Raw genomic sequence first — 14,987 nt, forward strand, 5'->3', positions numbered from 1 at the left:
GGACTGGCAATCAATACGGGAGTCCCTGGGACGAGGGGCTGAGAGTGGGCACACGGACCGGCCCTGACCGTCACACCTGATCCGGGTCATGCCGGCGAAGGGAGCGGATATGGCGCGAACACTCGCCGTCATCGGCGGCGGTGTCATCGGGCTGTCTGTCGCACGCCGGGCTGCGCTGGACGGCTGGACCGTGCGGCTGCACTGCACCACCGAACGTGGTGCCTCATGGGTGGCCGGCGGCATGCTGGCCCCGCACAGCGAAGGCTGGCCGGGCGAAGAGCAGATCCTGCAGATCGGCCTGGAATCGCTGAAGCTGTGGCACTCGGGGTTTCTCGACGGGCTGGCGCCCGAGGTGGTCACCGCCCGCGAGTCGCTGGTGGTCGCCGTCGACCGGGCCGACGTGGCCGATCTGCGTACCGTCGCCGAATGGCTGTCTGCCCAAGGACAGCCGGTCGAGCTGACCACGGCCGCGCGTGACGTGGAACCCCTACTAGCCCAAGGCATCCGGCACGGGTTCCGGGCCACCACCGAACTCGCCGTGGACAACCGCGCCGTGGTCGACGGGCTGGCCGCGCACTGCGAACGACTGGCGGTGCGGTGGGCCGGGCCGGTCGCGGACCTGTCCGAAATCGAGGCGGACGTGCGGGTGATCGCCAACGGGATCGACTCCCCGAAGCTGTGGCCGGGCCTGCCGGTGCGCCCGGTCAAGGGCGAGGTGCTGCGGCTGCGGTGGCGTAAGGGCTGTATGCCGGTGCCGCAGCGGGTGATCCGGGCCCGTGTGCACGGCCGGCCGGTGTACCTTGTGCCGCGCGCCGACGGCGTGGTGGTCGGCGCCACCCAGTACGAGCACGGGCGCGACACGGCGCCGGTGGTCAGCGGGGTGCGCGACCTGCTCGAGGACGCCTGCGCGGTGATGCCCGCACTGGGCGAGTACGAGCTGGCCGAGACTGCGGCCGGACTGCGGCCGATGACGCCCGACGGGCTGCCCATCGTCGAGCGGGTCGACGAGCGGACCCTGGTGGCCGTCGGGCACGGCCGCAACGGATTTCTGTTGGCGCCGTGGACCGCTGAGCGGGTCGCGGCTGAGCTCGAGATGAGTGTGGGAGCGAAATGATCACCATCACGGTCAACAACGAGGCCCTGGAGGTGGACGACCAGACCACCGTCGAGGGTCTCCTGGAGACTCGCGGCTTTCCGGACAAGGGCATCGCCGTCGCTCTGGACTGGACAGTGCTGCCCCGGTCGGAATGGGACCGGACGCTGGCCGACGGCGCCCGGGTGGAGGTCGTGACGGCGGTGCAGGGTGGCTGATTCAAAACTCGTCATCGGCGGCCGGGAGTTCGGCTCCCGGCTGATCATGGGCACCGGCGGTGCGCCGAATCTGGCTGTGCTGGAAGAGGCATTGGTCGCCTCGGGGACAGAGTTGACGACCGTGGCGATGCGACGGGTGGACGCCGAGGCCGGCACCGGAGTGCTCGATCTGCTCAACCGGCTCGGTATCGCGGCGCTGCCCAACACCGCGGGCTGTCGCGGCGCGGCCGAGGCCGTGCTCACCGCGCAGTTGGCCCGCGAGGCGCTGGGCACCGATCTGGTCAAACTCGAAGTCATCGCCGATGACCGCACACTGTTGCCCGATGCCATCGAATTGGTCAAGGCGGCAGAACAATTGGTCGATGACGGGTTCATCGTGCTGCCCTACACCAACGACGACCCGGTGCTGGCCCGCCGGCTGGAGGACACCGGGTGCGCCGCGGTCATGCCGCTGGGCTCGCCGATCGGAACAGGCCTGGGCATCTCCAACCCGCACAACATCGAGATGATCGTCGAGCAGGCCGGGGTGCCGGTGGTGCTGGACGCCGGGATCGGCACGGCGTCGGATGCCGCGCTGGCGATGGAATTGGGCTGCGATGCAGTGCTGTTGGCCACCGCCGTCACCCGGGCATCCGATCCACCCACCATGGCTGCGGCGATGTCGGCGGCCGTCACCGCCGGATATCTGGCACGCCAGGCGGGCCGGATTCCGAAGCGGTTCTGGGCGCAGGCGTCGAGCCCGGCATTGTGATTCGACGTGCACGGTAAACGCTATGTGGCCCTGGGCAGTTCGATGGCGGCCGGGCCCGGGATCAAGCCGTCGGCTGCCGGCGCGCCGTGGCAGGCGGGCCGCTCGGCCCGCAATTACCCGCATCTGGTGGCCGCCCAGCTCGGGCTCGATCTGGTAGATGTGACCTACTCCGGGGCCACCACCGCGCACATACTGCGGGATCGTCAGAACGGTGCGCCACCGCAGATCGATGCGCTCGACGGGTCCGAGGCTCTCGTCACCGTCACGATCGGTGGCAACGACGCCGGCTACGTGCCCCAGCTGATGGCCGCCGCGCTGCCTCGGTTCACCCGGTCCCTGCCGCTGCTGGGTTCGCGGTTGCGTGACCTGCTCGACCCCGACGCACGGGCGGCGGCGCTGACCGACGTGGCAGCTGCACTGGTGACCGTGGGACGTGAGATCCGGCGGCGCGCTCCGCTGGCACGGGTGCTGTTCGTGGACTACCTGACTCTGCTGCCGCCAGAAGGCGTCGTGTCGCCGCCCCTGTCGGAGGCCGACGTCGCGCTCGGACGGCACATCGCGGCCACCCTGGAACGACTCACCGGAGAGGCGGCCGCGCAGACAGACTGCGGATGGGTTCGCGCTGCGCAGGCCAGCGTGGCGCACCATGCCTGGTCGGCCCGGCCATGGACGACGCGGCCCGGTTTGCCCTGGCCATGCCGGCCGGCGCCGCTGCATCCCAACGCCGCGGGCATGCGGGCGGTTGCCGATCTGGTGGTGGCGCAGGCCGGCGCCGGCGCCTGAATTCGTGACATCGGGGCTGATGGCGGCGTGTAACAATCTTTGAAGAAGTTCTGGCTTGCATTGAGGGAGGTGCCATGGCCCTGGGGTTGAATGGTGACGAGCTTCGGAAGAAGTCTGCCCAACTGTCGAAATTCGCCGCCGAACGCGCCCAGCACGAGCGCCGCGTCGCCGAGATCGCAGGTGAGCTCGCCACAGCATGGGCGGGAACGTCGGGCTCAGCGGTCCAGACCGCCCTCTCGAATTACCTCACGCAGGCATCGGATGTCCGTCGGGAAGAGCTCGACATGTCGCACCTCCTCAGCGAGGCGATCGCGGCATACGAGGGGACCGACAGTGACGCGGCGGGCTCGCTGGCCCAGTCCATGAACATTTGAAACAGAAGGTTTCCGAATGAGCACCGATATCAGCGTCCAGTTCGAACGGACGCGGCAGCTGGCCGCCGAGCTGGATGCCGAGGCCGCCAAGGTCAAACAGATCCTCGAGGAAGAGACCTCGCTGATGGCCGACATCGGCGGGATGTGGAGTGGCACGGCCTCGGAACAGTTCAATCAGCAGTACAGCGAGTGGAACAAGGAAGCCGACGAAGAGGCTCAGGCGCTGGACCAGCTGTGCGCCGCGGTTCACGCGGGCATCGAGACGCTCAACACCACCGAGTCCGATGTGACGGGAATGTTCAGCTGATCTGAACCTGAGCAGTCAGAACGACACCGCCTGCAATGATGGCGGTGATGATCGAACTGACCGGGCTGACAAAGCTCTACGGCACCCACCGCGCTGTCGACGATCTGACGTGCACCGTCGAGCCGGGCGTGGTCACCGGCTTCCTCGGGCCCAACGGCGCAGGCAAGACCACCACGATGCGGCTGATCCTCGGACTGGACCATCCCAGTGCCGGGAACGCGACCATCGACGGCAAGCACTATCGGGAGCTACGTGACCCGCTGCGCACGGTCGGCGCCCTGCTCGACGCGCGGCAGGCCCATCCGAACCGCTCCGCCCGCAACCACCTGCGCTGGATCGCCGCGGCCAACCGGATTCCGGCGACCCGGGTGGACGAGGTGCTCGAGACGGTCGGGCTGACGGCGGCAGGAGAACGCAATGCCGGGGCGCTGTCGTTGGGCATGAGCCAGCGGTTGGGGATCGCCGCCGCGCTGCTGGGCGATCCGCCGGTGCTGCTGTTCGACGAACCGGTCAACGGCCTGGATCCCGAGGGCATCCACTGGGTGCGCACCCTGATGCGCAGCCTGGCCGCCGAGGGTCGCACGGTGTTCGTGTCCAGCCATCTGCTGGCCGAGATGTCCAACACCGCAGATCGGTTGGTGGTGATCGGGCAGGGCAAGCTGATCGCCTCGACGACGGTGAGCGAGTTCGTCAGCGGCACGTCCGCCGATGCCGTGCGGGTCCGCACCCCACAACTCGAGACACTGCGTGAGGTTCTCACCGATGCCGGGTTCGAGGTGGAGGCCGCCGCCGACGGCGACGCGCTGGCGGTGCACGGCGCGGCGATCGAGGTGATCGGCGACCTGGCCGCGCGCAACGCGATCACCCTGCACGAGTTGAGCCAGCGGCAGGCCTCGCTGGAGGAGGCGTATCTGAAACTCACCGATGATGCCGTCGATTACCGGGCTGGTGTTGTGATGAGCGCTCGCGCGAAGAACCGAGAAGAACGATGAGCGCACTGGCCGCACTCGACGCCGAGCGCATCAAGCTGTCCACCACCCGCTCCCCGCTGTGGTCGACGGTCGGTGTCGCGGTGCTCAGCCTCGGCCTGGCCGCCATGCAGGGCATGACGGCGGACCACTATTCCGCGCTGTCCCCGTCCAAGGCCGCGTTGGGTGTCGCGGTGTTCGGGGTTCCCGTGCTCATGGTCCTGTCCTCGATGACGATGACCGGCGAGTACCGCAGCGGCCTGATGCGCACGACCTTGTTGGCCACCCCGAACCGAACGCAGGTGCTCACCGCGAAAGCGGTGGTGTGCGCGGCGTTCTCCTCGGTGTGCGCGGTGGTGATGGTGCTGGCCTCGGTGTTGGTGGCCCGGATGGTCGCCGACCCGGTGGTCGGTCCGCAGCTGTCGATGGCCAACCCGGCGACGTGGCGGGTGGCCGGCGGGTTCGCGTTGTACGCCGCGCTGGCCGCGGTGCTCGGGGTGGCGGTCGGGGCGCTGGTGCGATTCGCTGCGGGCGCGGTGGCGGTCCTGCTGCTGTGGCCGCTGGTGGCCGAGCCTCTGCTCGGCAACATGCCGAACTCCGGCCCGCAGACAGGTCCCTGGTTGCCGTTCGCCAACATGTTCACGTTCCTGCACGTGGACTGGCTGTTCCCGACGTATGTCATGCCGTGGGGTGAGCTGGGCTCGCTGGTGTACTTCATGGTGTGGGTCGCGGTGGCGTTTGTCGCCGCCGCGGTCGTGCTGAACAGGCGTGACGCCTGACCCGGAATTACTCCGGGTCAGACGCCACCTCCGTCGAACCAACCGCTTCGGCCGTGCCGAGGGCCAGTACCACCTTCGACCCGTACGGCACGCGCTGGATCAGCTGCAGCTGAGCCAGGGCCGGGTGGGCATCCAGCAGCTTGCCGGCATTGGCCAGCGCGCGCAGTGCAGCGGTCTCGGCGCGGGCCGCTTCCAGCTTGGCCGCCCCGGTGGCCTTGGCCGTCACCAGCTGCATGGCCGCGGCCCGGATCTCGGCCGGGATGATCACGTCCTTCACGAACGCCTCGATCACCTCGACCCCGGTGCGGGCACCGGCCGTCCGCGCTGCCGCAGCGATCGCCGCAGCATCGATGCGGTTGCCCCGCTGCATCACCTCGTCGGCGGTCACTGCGGCGACGAGGTCGCGCAGGGCGATCTGCGCGGCGAGGTACACCGCGGCCATCGGATCGGCCGCCGCCTCCACGTAGGCCACCGCGTCGCTGACCTTGAACTGCAGCGCGACGGTGATCCGCAGCGTCACCGCATCCGAGGTCAGCACCTCCTGCGGCGCCAGCGTGAGCACCTGCTCACGCATCTCGACACGCACCACCGAGGCCGCCACATCAATGCGGTGGCGCCCCGGGGGCAGGACACGACCCAGCGTGCCGTCGCGGTACTCCAGTGCGCACTGGCCTGCAGAAACGGTGATTCGGTTGAACGTGAAGATGCCCATATCGTGTCCTCCTTCCGGTGTATGTGTCTGTGTGGCAAAGGGATACCGCCACCGGACGCAACCGCGGGCGGGGCGTCGCACCCCCGTACCGGCGGGTGCGGGCCGCAAGGCCCCCGTGTGCGCGATTCCGGCGACGGTATCGGGGTTGCAAGAGAGGATTCGAACCTCAGGCCCTTTACCTGTGCCATGACGCCGCCGGCAACACGCAGAAACGTTGCGGTACCCCGCGCGGCCTGCTTCCCTGTCGGCGCCGTGGAACACCATGCCATCACAGCAAATCGCCAGGCAACTGATTTATCGGTCGGGCAATTCGAGGCAGCGGCTACCGTGGGTCCAATGCGACGTACTTCGACGGGGGCGGTTCTCGGCGCACTGGCGCTGACCGTGGGGCTGGCCGGCTGTGATGCAAAGACCGAACTGCAGACCGACGGGCAGGCGTCCCGGGAGTCCTCATCGTCGGCGGTGCTGTACGCCGACGAGTTGCGTGCGCAGGTGTCGACCGACGCGATGATGGGGCATCTGGGCAAGCTGCAGGAGATAGCCAATGCGCACGACGGCAACCGCGCGCTGGGCACCGCGGGGTACGACGCGAGTGTCGATTACGTCGCCGGTGCGCTGCGCGATAAGGGATTTGACGTCCAGACCCCGGAGTTCGAGGTGAAACTCCCGTTCGCCGAGGATCCGCAGGTGACCGTCGGTGGTCAGCCGGTCACCGCCAAGCCGCTGGGGTTCACCATCGGCACCGCCCAGGAAGGGGTGTCCGGGCCGCTGGTCCCCGCGAAGGTGGAGGACACGCCGGGGTGCCAGGCCGCCGACTATGACGGACTGCCCGTCGCCGGCGCTGTGGTCCTGGTCGACCGTGGCTCCTGCCCCTTCGCGGACAAGCAGTCCGCGGCCGCCGAGCGCGGTGCTGTGGCGATGATCGTCGTCAACACCGACAACGAAGAGAAGATGGGCGGCACGCTGGGCCGCAACACCGATGTCAAGATTCCGGTGGTCAGTGTGACGAAGGACGAGGGCACCCGTTTACGCAACGCGCCCGGCCCCGCCACGCTCAAGCTTGTGGCCGGGGTGCGCGTCGAGCACACCCGCAATGTCGTCGCCCAGACGAAGACCGGGTCGACCTCGGACGTGGTCATGGTCGGGGCACACCTCGACAGCGTTCCCGAGGGCCCCGGCATCAACGACAACGGCTCCGGAGTCGCCGCCGTCCTGGAAACTGCTCTGCAGCTGGGTGATTCGCCGGAGGTGGCCAACGCCGTGCGATTCGGCTTCTGGGGCGCCGAGGAGGAAGGTTTGCTCGGCTCGACCAACTATGTCGAGTCCCTGGATGACGAAGGGCTCAAGGACATTGCCATGTACCTGAACTTCGACATGCTCGGCTCGCCCAACGCGGGCTTCTTCACCTACGACGGCGACCAGTCCGCACCGCTGGACGAACAGGGGCGTCCGCGTGTTCCCGAGGGCTCGGCGGGAATCGAGCGGACCCTGGCGGCCTATCTGAAAGAAGCGGGAAAGACGCCGCGTGACACCAGTTTTGACGGTCGGTCCGACTACGACGGGTTCACCATGGCCGGGGTTCCCGCCGGGGGGTTGTTCTCGGGCGCCGAGGACAAGATGACCGCCGAAGAGGCGAAATTGTGGGCCGGCCAGGCGGATGAACCATTCGACCCGAACTATCACAAGAACACCGATACCCTTGACCACGTGAACCGGGATGCGTTGCAGATACATGGCGAGGGAGTTGCATTTGCTGTCGGGCTATATGCCCAAGATCAGCGGGGTCGCAACGGTTTACCGGTCCGCGCAGACCGTACGCGCCACCAGATCACCCCGCAGTGACGGCGCGTCGACTCGCTGCAATATTGCTCGGTGCCGCACTGGCGGGCTGCTCGGCGCAGTCGGCGCAGTCGGCTGTCGAGCCCCAGGATCTGGCAGGCAAGATCACCGTCGACGCCATGTTCACCCACCTGCGCAAGTTCCAGGAGATCGCCGACAGCCATGACGGCAACCGGGCGGTCGGCAGTTCCGGATACGACGCCAGCGTCGACTATGTGGCACAACTGCTGCGGGACAAGGGTTTCGACGTGCAGACACCCGAGTTCGAGCGGATGGGCTCGATGCGCGGAGGGAACCCCTCGCTGAACGTTTCCGGGCGCAGTTACGAAGTGGATCAGGCGTCGATGCTGGTGATGACGGCACCGGGCGGGCTCAACGCGCCCACGTTGCGGCCGGCCAAGCCCTCCGGGTGCGCGGCCTCCGACTACGGCTCGGTGAATATCTCCGGTGCCATTGCGGTTGTCGACGAGACCGGGTGTTCCGTTGTGGTCAAACAGAACACCGCGTTGGCCAAGGGCGCGGTCGGGTTGCTGGTGGTCAACCGTGGGCGGCAGCCCGCTCCGGGTGGGTTGTTCAGCACCGGCTACTACCGCCAACTCACCGTGCCGGTCGGCGTCATCGACGAGACTGCAGATGCGGCGCTGCTCGGCACCAGCGCCCCGGTTCGGCTGACCCTCGACGGCAAAGCCGAGATGGTCAAATCCCGCAGCGTGACTGCGCAGACGAAGACCGGTTCGACCTCGGATGTGGTGCTCGTCGGCGCGCACCTGGACAGTGTGGGTGGTGGCCCCGGCATCAACGACAACGGGTCCGGCGTGGCAGCCGTATTGGAAACCGCGCTGCAGCTCGGTAGTTCGCCGAAGGCGACGAATGCAGTGCGGTTCGCGTTCTGGGGTGCCGAGGAGATGGGGCTGGAAGGGTCGACGCAGTACGTGCGCAGCCTGCCGCTGGACCAACTCGACGATCTCGCGCTGTACCTGAACTTCGACATGGTCGGCTCACCCAACGCCGGGTTCTTCACCTACGACGGCGACCAGTCCGGCCAGGCAGGAGACCCCAAACCGATACCCGAGGGTTCGGCCGGCATCGAACGGACCATGGCCGGCTACCTCAACCTCGCCGGGGTGCGGCCCGCGGACATGCCGATCGGCATCAACTCCGACTACCATCCACTCCTGCAGGCCGGGGTACCGATCGGAGGCGCCACCACCGGATCGTCGCAGCGCAAGAGCAAGGTTCAGGCCCGACTGTGGGGCGGACGAACCGGGGTGGCCTTCGATCCGAACTATCACACCGCACGTGACACCATCGACAACATCGATGCGCGTGCGCTCGGGATCATGGGATCGGCGATCGCGTTCACCGTTGGCACCTACGCCCAGTCGATCGGGGGCCCCAACGGTGTGCCGGCCCGGGACAAGAGGCACCGCGGTTGAACCGTCAGGGGTAGGCCCCCGTTGTACGGGTATGGGAATTAACGTCGCGAGAATGCCCAGCCACAGCTCCATTGCCGGCGTCCATGCGGTACTGCCGCCGCATCGATATACCCAGGACGAGGTCACCACCGCCCTGCTGGACCTGCCCGGATACGCCGAGTCCGAGGAGGTGGTGCGGGCGCTGCACAAGAGCGCGAAAGTGAACAGCAGGTATCTGGTTCTCCCGCTCGAGGAATATGCCCATCTCGACGATTTCGGTAAGAGCAACAGCCTGTTCATCGAGCACGCAACAGAACTGGGCTGCGCCGCACTGTCCGGTGCGCTCGATGATGCGGGTCTGCGTCCGCAGGATGTGGACCTGATCGTCACCACCACCGTCACCGGCGCCGCGGTTCCGTCGCTGGACGCCCGGATCGCCGGGCGCCTCGGCCTGCGGCCGGACGTGCGCCGCATCCCGATCTTCGGTCTGGGTTGTGTGGCCGGCGCCGCCGGCATCGCCCGCCTCAACGACTATCTGCGCGGTGCGCCCGACAAGGTGGCGGTCCTGGTGTCGGTGGAATTGTGTTCGCTGACCCGCAAACACAATCCCTCCATGCCGACGCTGGTGGCCGGTGCACTGTTCGGTGACGGTGCCGCCGCGGTGGTTGCGGTCGGCGAGGAACGGGCCCGTCAGCTCAACCCCACCGGACCCGATGTGCTGGACTCACGCAGTCATCTGTATCCGGATTCGTTGCACGCCATGGGCTGGGATATAGGTTCCGACGGCTTCGAGATCGTGCTCAGCGCCGAGGTTCCGGGCTTCGTCGGGCGCTACCTGGGCGATGACGTCACCGGATTTCTCGGTGGGCACGGCCTCTCCGTCGACGATGTGTCCGCCTGGGTCAGCCATCCGGGTGGGCCCAAGGTGATCGAGGCCATCATCGAAACCCTCGGATTACCTGAGGACGCACTGGATCTCACCTGGCAGTCGCTGGCCGACGTCGGCAACTTGTCATCGTCCTCGGTGCTGCACGTCTTGCGTGACACCATCCGCAAACGGCCGGAGTCGGATACGCCCGGGGTGATGATGGCCATGGGTCCGGGGTTCTGTTCCGAACTCGTCCTGCTGCGCTGGCGCTGATGACGGCCAAGAGATTCACCGCGCTGATCGTTCTTGTTGCCGCTGAGCGGCTCCTGGAGCTGGTGGTGTCCAAACGCAACCTGAAGTGGAGCATCGCCTCGGGCGGCAAGGAATTCGGGGCGAGTCACTATCCGGTGATGGTGGCGCTGCACAGCGCGCTGCTGGTGGGTGCGGTGGTGGAGGCACGTCGGCGCCGGCCATCGCCCATCCTCGGCCGGACGATGGCGGTGGTCGTGCTCGCTGCCCAGGCGCTGCGCTGGTGGTGCATCACCACGCTGGGCAGGCAGTGGAACACCAGGGTCGTGGTGGTGCCGGGCGCCCCGCGCATCGTCGACGGACCGTACCGGGTTCTGCCGCACCCGAATTACGTGGCAGTGGTCACCGAGGGGGCCGCGTTGCCGCTGGCCGGCGGCGCATGGATCACCGCTCTGGTGTTCACCGTGGCCAACGCTGCCCTGCTGCGAACCCGGATCCGTGTGGAAAATGAAGCGTTGCAAGGCTTGACATGATCGATCTGCTCGTGGCAGGTGGCGGCCCGGCCGGACTGGCCACCGCGGTGCACGCCGCCCGCGCCGGGCTGGAGGTCGTGGTGGTGGAACGTCGCCAGGGCCCGATCGACAAGGCCTGCGGTGAGGGCCTGATGCCGCACTCGGTCCGGCAGCTGCAGCGTCTGGGCGCGGACATCGAGGGAGGGAATTTCAGGGCCTTTTTCGGCATTCGTTACCTCGACGGGCGCCGCACCGCCGAGGCCAGGTTCCGCGACGGGGCAGGCCGCGGAGTGCGCCGCACGGAGCTCCATGCCGCGCTGTCGGAGGCGGCGTCGGCGGCCGGGGTTCGGGTGGTCCACGGTGAGGTGGGCTCGGTGACCCAGGACTCGATATCGGTGAGCGCGGCCGGTTTTCGGGCTCGCTACCTGGCGGCCGCCGATGGTCTGCATTCGCCGATCCGTCGCTCGCTCGGGCTCAGCGGCGGTGAGGGCAGGCGACGCCGTTGGGGAATTCGCCGTCACGTCCAGATCGCCCCGTGGTCGGATTGCGTCGAGGTCTACTGGGGGTCCGACACCGAGGCGTATGTGACGCCGGTCGGCGAGAACTGTGTCGGGATAGCCATCCTGACCTCGGAGCGCGGCGGCTTCGATCAGCACCTGGCGGCATTCCCGATGCTGGTCGAGCGGATCGACGGCCTTGAACACGGCCAGGACCGGGCCGCCGGGCCGCTGCGGCAGAAGGTCCGCAACCGCAGTGCGGGGCGGGTGCTGTTGGTCGGTGACGCGGCAGGCTACGTGGATGCGCTGACCGGGGAGGGGTTGGGCCTGGCCTTCGGTGCGGCCGAGCTTCTGGTCGGATGTGTGCGGGCGGACGCCCCGGGTGACTACGACCGGCAGTGGCGTGCGTTGACGCGCCGCTATCGCTTGCTGACCGCAGCCCTGTTGCACGGCAGTGGTTTTGGTCCGGTGCGGGCTTGCATCACCCCGGCGGCGGCGGCGCTGCCGTCGGTGTTTGCCCGGGTGGTGAATGCTCTGGGGGAGTAGGCCGCGCCAGGTCACCGAGGTACTCCAGCAACCGCATGCCGTGGAACACCAGCAGCGCGGCGATGGAGCCCAGCGCGATCCCGGTGAACGTCAGCGAACCCAGTTGCCAGGTGAAATCGGCGATTCCGATGATCAGCGGGATGGCCGCGGTCATCTGGTTGACGGGCTTGGAGAAGTCCACGTGATTGGTCAGCCAGATCCGCACGCCCAGGATGCCGACCAGGCCGTAGAGCACAATGGTCGCGCCGCCCAGCACACCCGGCGGAATGGCCGAGATCGCCGCTCCGACCTTGGGGCACAACGACAATGCGATGGCCACCGCCGCGGCCACCCAGTACGCCGCGGTTGAGTAGACCCGGGTGGCCGCCATCACCCCGATGTTCTCGGCGTAGGTGGTGGTGGCCGAACCGCCGCCGGCGCCGGCCAGCACGGTGGCCACCCCGTCGGCTGCCAGCGCCCGGCCGATCATCGGATCGAGGTCGGTGCCCGTCATCTGTCCCACCGACTTGACGTGCCCGATGTTCTCGGCCACCAGTGCGATCACCGCGGGCAAGAACAGCGGTAGCACCGCCAGACTGAACGTGGGGGTGTGGAACTCGGGCAGTCCCAGCCACGGCGCCGCCGCGATCGCCGCGGTGTCCACGTCACCGAGTGCCAGCGCCAGCAGATACCCGATCACGACCGCGCCGAAGATCGCCAGCCTGCCGATCAACCCCTTGAAGAAGGCCAGCGTGCCGACCAGCAATACCAGTGTCACCAACCCGACCAGCGGGCCCTTCTCGAAATTGGCCTTGGCCGCGGGGGCCAGGTTGAAGCCGATCAGCGCGACGATCGCCCCGGTCACCACCGGCGGCAGGGTCAGGTCGATCCACCGGGTTCCGATCAGGTGCACCACCGCGCCGATGAGGATCAACAACACTCCGACGGCGATCAAACCGCCCAGCGCACTTCCGGTTCCGTGGGCGGCCACCGCTGCCGTCACCGGGGCGATCACCGAGAAACTCGACCCCAGATAGCTCGGCAACCGGTTGCCCGTGATGAGCAGGAACAAGATTGTCCCGACACCGGAGAACAGCAGAGTGGTGGCCGGCGGAAAGCCCGTGAGCACCGGCACCAAGAACGTGGCGCCGAACATGGCCACCACGTGCTGGGCACCGATGCCGATGGTGCTGGCCCAATCGAGCCGTTCCCCGGGGGCGACGACGAAGTCGTCGTCGGTGCGGGTCTCGACGTATTTCCAACGCAGCGGAATCACGATTGTTGACTACACACCATGATCGGCTGCCACGCATGCGGACTAGGGCAAGAATCAATCCTGATGAAATCGAATCTGGCGCGCTGGGTGCCCGGACTGGCGCAGTTCACGGGCTACCAGCGTTCCTGGCTACGCGGCGACGTCCTGGCCGGGGTGACTGTCGCGGCATACCTGGTGCCGCAGGTGATGGCCTATGCGACGGTGGCGGGCCTACCGCCGGTGGCGGGGTTGTGGGCGGCGCTGGTGCCGATGGCCGTCTATGCGCTGCTGGGTTCGTCGCGGCAGCTGTCGGTCGGTCCGGAGTCCACCACGGCGTTGATGACGGCCACCGCCCTGGCTCCGCTGGTGATCGGCGATCCGGCCCGCTATGTCGCCTTGTCGGCGGTTCTCGCGTTGTTGGTGGGGACGATCTGTCTGGTGGCCGGGCTGTGCGGGCTGGGGTTCCTGGCCGACCTGCTGTCACGCCCCGTCCTGGTCGGCTATATGACCGGGGTGGCCGTCATCATGATCGGCGGCCAGCTCGGCAAGATCACGGGCGTCGAGGTCACCGGCGACGAATTCATCGACCAGGTCCGCTCCTTCGTCACGGGTCTCGGGTCGCTGCACACATTGACGCTGGCATTGTCGGCCGCGGTACTGGCGCTGTTGCTCGTGTTGTACCGGATCTCGCCGCGGTTCCCGGGCCCTCTGGTCGCTGTGCTGGCAGCCACGGCGTTGGTGTGGCTGTTTTCCTTGGATGACAATGGAATCCGGGTGGTCGGGGGCATCCCGGCCGGGTTGCCGAAACCCGCGCTTCCGCCGGTACCGATGACGGAGCTGTTAGGTCTGGTGATCCCGGCGGTCGGTATTGCGGTTGTCGCGTTCTCCGACAACGCCTTGACGGCCCGCACCTTCGCGGCGCGTAAGGGAGAGACCATCGACGCCAACGCGGAACTGCGCGCTTTGGGTGTGTGCAACCTGACAACGGGTGTCACGCAAGGATTTCCGGTCAGTTCCAGCGGTAGCCGTACTGCCCTCGGCGACACCGTGGGAAGCCGCAGCCAGTTGTACTCGTTGGTGATGCTGGCAACTGTTCTGTTGGTCATGCTGGTCGGGCGTGATCTGCTGGAGAATTTCCCGATGGCCGCATTGGGTGCACTCGTGGTCTACGCCGCGCTGCGGTTGATCGACGTCGGAGAGTTCCGGCGGCTGGCACGCTTTCGTCGCAGTGAGCTGATTCTGGCGCTCGCCACCACGGTCGCGGTGCTGGCCTTCGGTGTGCTCTACGGGGTGCTGGTGGCAATTGCCCTGTCCCTCATGGATGCGCTGCGGCGGATCGCCCGTCCGCACGACAGTGTGCTCGGCTATGTCCCCGGGGTGGCAGGGATGCACGATGTCGACGACTATCCGGACGCCCGACTGGTTCCCGGGCTGGTCGTGTACCGCTACGACGCTCCGCTGTTCTTCGCCAACGCTGAGAACTTCAGGGAACGCGCGTTGGCTGCGGTCGAGGCTGCCCCGGAAAAGGTCGAGTGGTTCGTCTACAACGCCGAGGCCAACGTCGACCCGGACCTGACGGCTGTTGATGCGTTGGAGCAGTTGCGCCGTGAGTTGACGGCGCAGGGCATCGTGTTCGCGATGGCTCGCGTCAAGGCCGATCTGCGCGACGACCTGGTGGCAGCCGGCTTTCTCGACCGCGTCGGTACCGACCGGATCTTCCCCACCCTGCCGACTGCGGTGGAGGCATTCCGAAACCGTTCTGCCTAGTAGGGCGGGGGTTTGTCTTGTTCGGTGTTGAGTCGGCGTTCGGTGTTGATGCGTTGGGTGTGGGTTTGTTGGCGG

16 protein-coding genes and 1 riboswitch are annotated in these 14,987 nt (G+C 67.6%); of the genes, 14 read left to right on the top strand and 2 right to left on the bottom strand.

Going from position 1 to position 14,987, the window contains the following annotated elements; genetic code table 11:
• Positions 1–5: 5 nt before the first annotated feature.
• Positions 6–120, top strand: a riboswitch (TPP riboswitch).
• The 8 genes from thiO to ACZYZF_RS07570 all read left to right on the top strand — a co-directional run bounded on the left by thiO (position 110) and on the right by ACZYZF_RS07570 (position 5,273).
• Positions 110–1,114, top strand: a complete 1,005-nt coding sequence (gene thiO / locus ACZYZF_RS07535; protein ID WP_463742805.1) for a glycine oxidase ThiO — start codon at positions 110–112, stop codon at positions 1,112–1,114. (Overlaps the previous riboswitch by 11 nt.)
• Entirely contained in the window at positions 1,111–1,311 is a 201-nt protein-coding gene (gene thiS, locus ACZYZF_RS07540) for a sulfur carrier protein ThiS (RefSeq protein ID WP_463742804.1), read from the top strand. Before thiO ends, thiS begins: the two co-directional genes overlap by 4 nt.
• Entirely contained in the window at positions 1,304–2,062 is a 759-nt protein-coding gene (thiG, locus tag ACZYZF_RS07545) for a thiazole synthase (protein ID WP_463742803.1), read from the top strand. The genes thiS and thiG overlap by 8 nt, the downstream gene beginning before the upstream one ends.
• Positions 2,063–2,068: 6 nt before the next feature.
• Entirely contained in the window at positions 2,069–2,845 is a 777-nt protein-coding gene (locus ACZYZF_RS07550; protein ID WP_463835085.1) for an SGNH/GDSL hydrolase family protein, read from the top strand.
• 74 nt (positions 2,846–2,919) lie between these two features.
• The gene (locus ACZYZF_RS07555; protein WP_463742801.1) at positions 2,920–3,219 is read left to right on the top strand and encodes a hypothetical protein; all 300 of its coding nucleotides are present in this window, start codon (positions 2,920–2,922) and stop codon (positions 3,217–3,219) included.
• Positions 3,220–3,235: 16 nt separating this feature from the next.
• On the top strand, positions 3,236–3,526 hold the full coding sequence (locus tag ACZYZF_RS07560; RefSeq protein ID WP_463835086.1) for a WXG100 family type VII secretion target: 291 nt from the start codon (positions 3,236–3,238) through the stop codon (positions 3,524–3,526).
• A gap of 47 nt (positions 3,527–3,573) precedes the next feature.
• Complete coding sequence (locus ACZYZF_RS07565; RefSeq protein ID WP_463742799.1) at positions 3,574–4,518, top strand: ATP-binding cassette domain-containing protein; 945 nt, start codon at positions 3,574–3,576, stop codon at positions 4,516–4,518.
• Entirely contained in the window at positions 4,515–5,273 is a 759-nt protein-coding gene (locus tag ACZYZF_RS07570; protein ID WP_463835087.1) for an ABC transporter permease, read from the top strand. Before ACZYZF_RS07565 ends, ACZYZF_RS07570 begins: the two co-directional genes overlap by 4 nt.
• A gap of 7 nt (positions 5,274–5,280) precedes the next feature.
• Here ACZYZF_RS07570 and ACZYZF_RS07575 read toward each other — a convergent pair whose 3' ends face one another.
• Entirely contained in the window at positions 5,281–5,985 is a 705-nt protein-coding gene (locus ACZYZF_RS07575; RefSeq protein WP_463835089.1) for a slipin family protein, read from the bottom strand.
• A gap of 336 nt (positions 5,986–6,321) precedes the next feature.
• Between ACZYZF_RS07575 and ACZYZF_RS07580 the strand changes: the two genes are divergently transcribed.
• The 5 genes from ACZYZF_RS07580 to ACZYZF_RS07600 are packed head-to-tail and all read left to right on the top strand — an operon-like array spanning position 6,322 to position 11,911.
• Complete coding sequence (locus ACZYZF_RS07580) at positions 6,322–7,827, top strand: M28 family metallopeptidase (RefSeq protein ID WP_463742796.1); 1,506 nt, start codon at positions 6,322–6,324, stop codon at positions 7,825–7,827.
• Positions 7,824–9,260: a M28 family peptidase gene (locus ACZYZF_RS07585; protein WP_463835090.1), complete on the top strand. Its 1,437-nt coding sequence runs from the start codon at positions 7,824–7,826 to the stop codon at positions 9,258–9,260. Before ACZYZF_RS07580 ends, ACZYZF_RS07585 begins: the two co-directional genes overlap by 4 nt.
• Before the next feature lie 52 nt (positions 9,261–9,312).
• Complete coding sequence (locus tag ACZYZF_RS07590) at positions 9,313–10,380, top strand: type III polyketide synthase (protein WP_463835092.1); 1,068 nt, start codon at positions 9,313–9,315, stop codon at positions 10,378–10,380.
• Positions 10,380–10,889: an isoprenylcysteine carboxyl methyltransferase family protein gene (locus ACZYZF_RS07595; protein WP_463835093.1), complete on the top strand. Its 510-nt coding sequence runs from the start codon at positions 10,380–10,382 to the stop codon at positions 10,887–10,889. The genes ACZYZF_RS07590 and ACZYZF_RS07595 overlap by 1 nt, the downstream gene beginning before the upstream one ends.
• Positions 10,886–11,911: an NAD(P)/FAD-dependent oxidoreductase gene (locus ACZYZF_RS07600; RefSeq protein ID WP_463835095.1), complete on the top strand. Its 1,026-nt coding sequence runs from the start codon at positions 10,886–10,888 to the stop codon at positions 11,909–11,911. The genes ACZYZF_RS07595 and ACZYZF_RS07600 overlap by 4 nt, the downstream gene beginning before the upstream one ends.
• Here the strand turns inward: ACZYZF_RS07600 and ACZYZF_RS07605 are convergent.
• Complete coding sequence (locus tag ACZYZF_RS07605) at positions 11,847–13,166, bottom strand: uracil-xanthine permease family protein (protein WP_463835096.1); 1,320 nt, start codon at positions 13,164–13,166, stop codon at positions 11,847–11,849. The genes ACZYZF_RS07600 and ACZYZF_RS07605 overlap by 65 nt on opposite strands.
• Before the next feature lie 57 nt (positions 13,167–13,223).
• Between ACZYZF_RS07605 and ACZYZF_RS07610 the strand changes: the two genes are divergently transcribed.
• Positions 13,224–14,912 (top strand): SulP family inorganic anion transporter, encoded by a 1,689-nt coding sequence (locus ACZYZF_RS07610; RefSeq protein ID WP_463835160.1) that lies wholly within the window; start codon positions 13,224–13,226, stop codon positions 14,910–14,912.
• The last annotated feature ends 75 nt before the right edge of the window (positions 14,913–14,987 follow it).

The sequence above is a fragment of the Mycobacterium sp. IDUB_24 genome, assembly GCF_055419385.1.

What these genes read in the sequence shown, in the direction of transcription:
- thiO (WP_463742805.1), top strand. Translation starts at nt 110, where the DNA reads ATGGCGCGAACACTCGCCGTCATCGGCGGCGGTGTCATCGGGCTGTCT.
- thiS (WP_463742804.1), top strand. Translation starts at nt 1,111, where the DNA reads ATGATCACCATCACGGTCAACAACGAGGCCCTGGAGGTGGACGACCAG.
- ACZYZF_RS07555 (WP_463742801.1), top strand. Translation starts at nt 2,920, where the DNA reads ATGGCCCTGGGGTTGAATGGTGACGAGCTTCGGAAGAAGTCTGCCCAA.
- ACZYZF_RS07560 (WP_463835086.1), top strand. Translation starts at nt 3,236, where the DNA reads ATGAGCACCGATATCAGCGTCCAGTTCGAACGGACGCGGCAGCTGGCC.
- ACZYZF_RS07565 (WP_463742799.1), top strand. Translation starts at nt 3,574, where the DNA reads ATGATCGAACTGACCGGGCTGACAAAGCTCTACGGCACCCACCGCGCT.
- ACZYZF_RS07570 (WP_463835087.1), top strand. Translation starts at nt 4,515, where the DNA reads ATGAGCGCACTGGCCGCACTCGACGCCGAGCGCATCAAGCTGTCCACC.
- ACZYZF_RS07575 (WP_463835089.1), bottom strand. Translation starts at nt 5,985, where the DNA reads ATGGGCATCTTCACGTTCAACCGAATCACCGTTTCTGCAGGCCAGTGC.
- ACZYZF_RS07580 (WP_463742796.1), top strand. Translation starts at nt 6,322, where the DNA reads ATGCGACGTACTTCGACGGGGGCGGTTCTCGGCGCACTGGCGCTGACC.
- ACZYZF_RS07590 (WP_463835092.1), top strand. Translation starts at nt 9,313, where the DNA reads ATGCCCAGCCACAGCTCCATTGCCGGCGTCCATGCGGTACTGCCGCCG.
- ACZYZF_RS07595 (WP_463835093.1), top strand. Translation starts at nt 10,380, where the DNA reads ATGACGGCCAAGAGATTCACCGCGCTGATCGTTCTTGTTGCCGCTGAG.
- ACZYZF_RS07600 (WP_463835095.1), top strand. Translation starts at nt 10,886, where the DNA reads ATGATCGATCTGCTCGTGGCAGGTGGCGGCCCGGCCGGACTGGCCACC.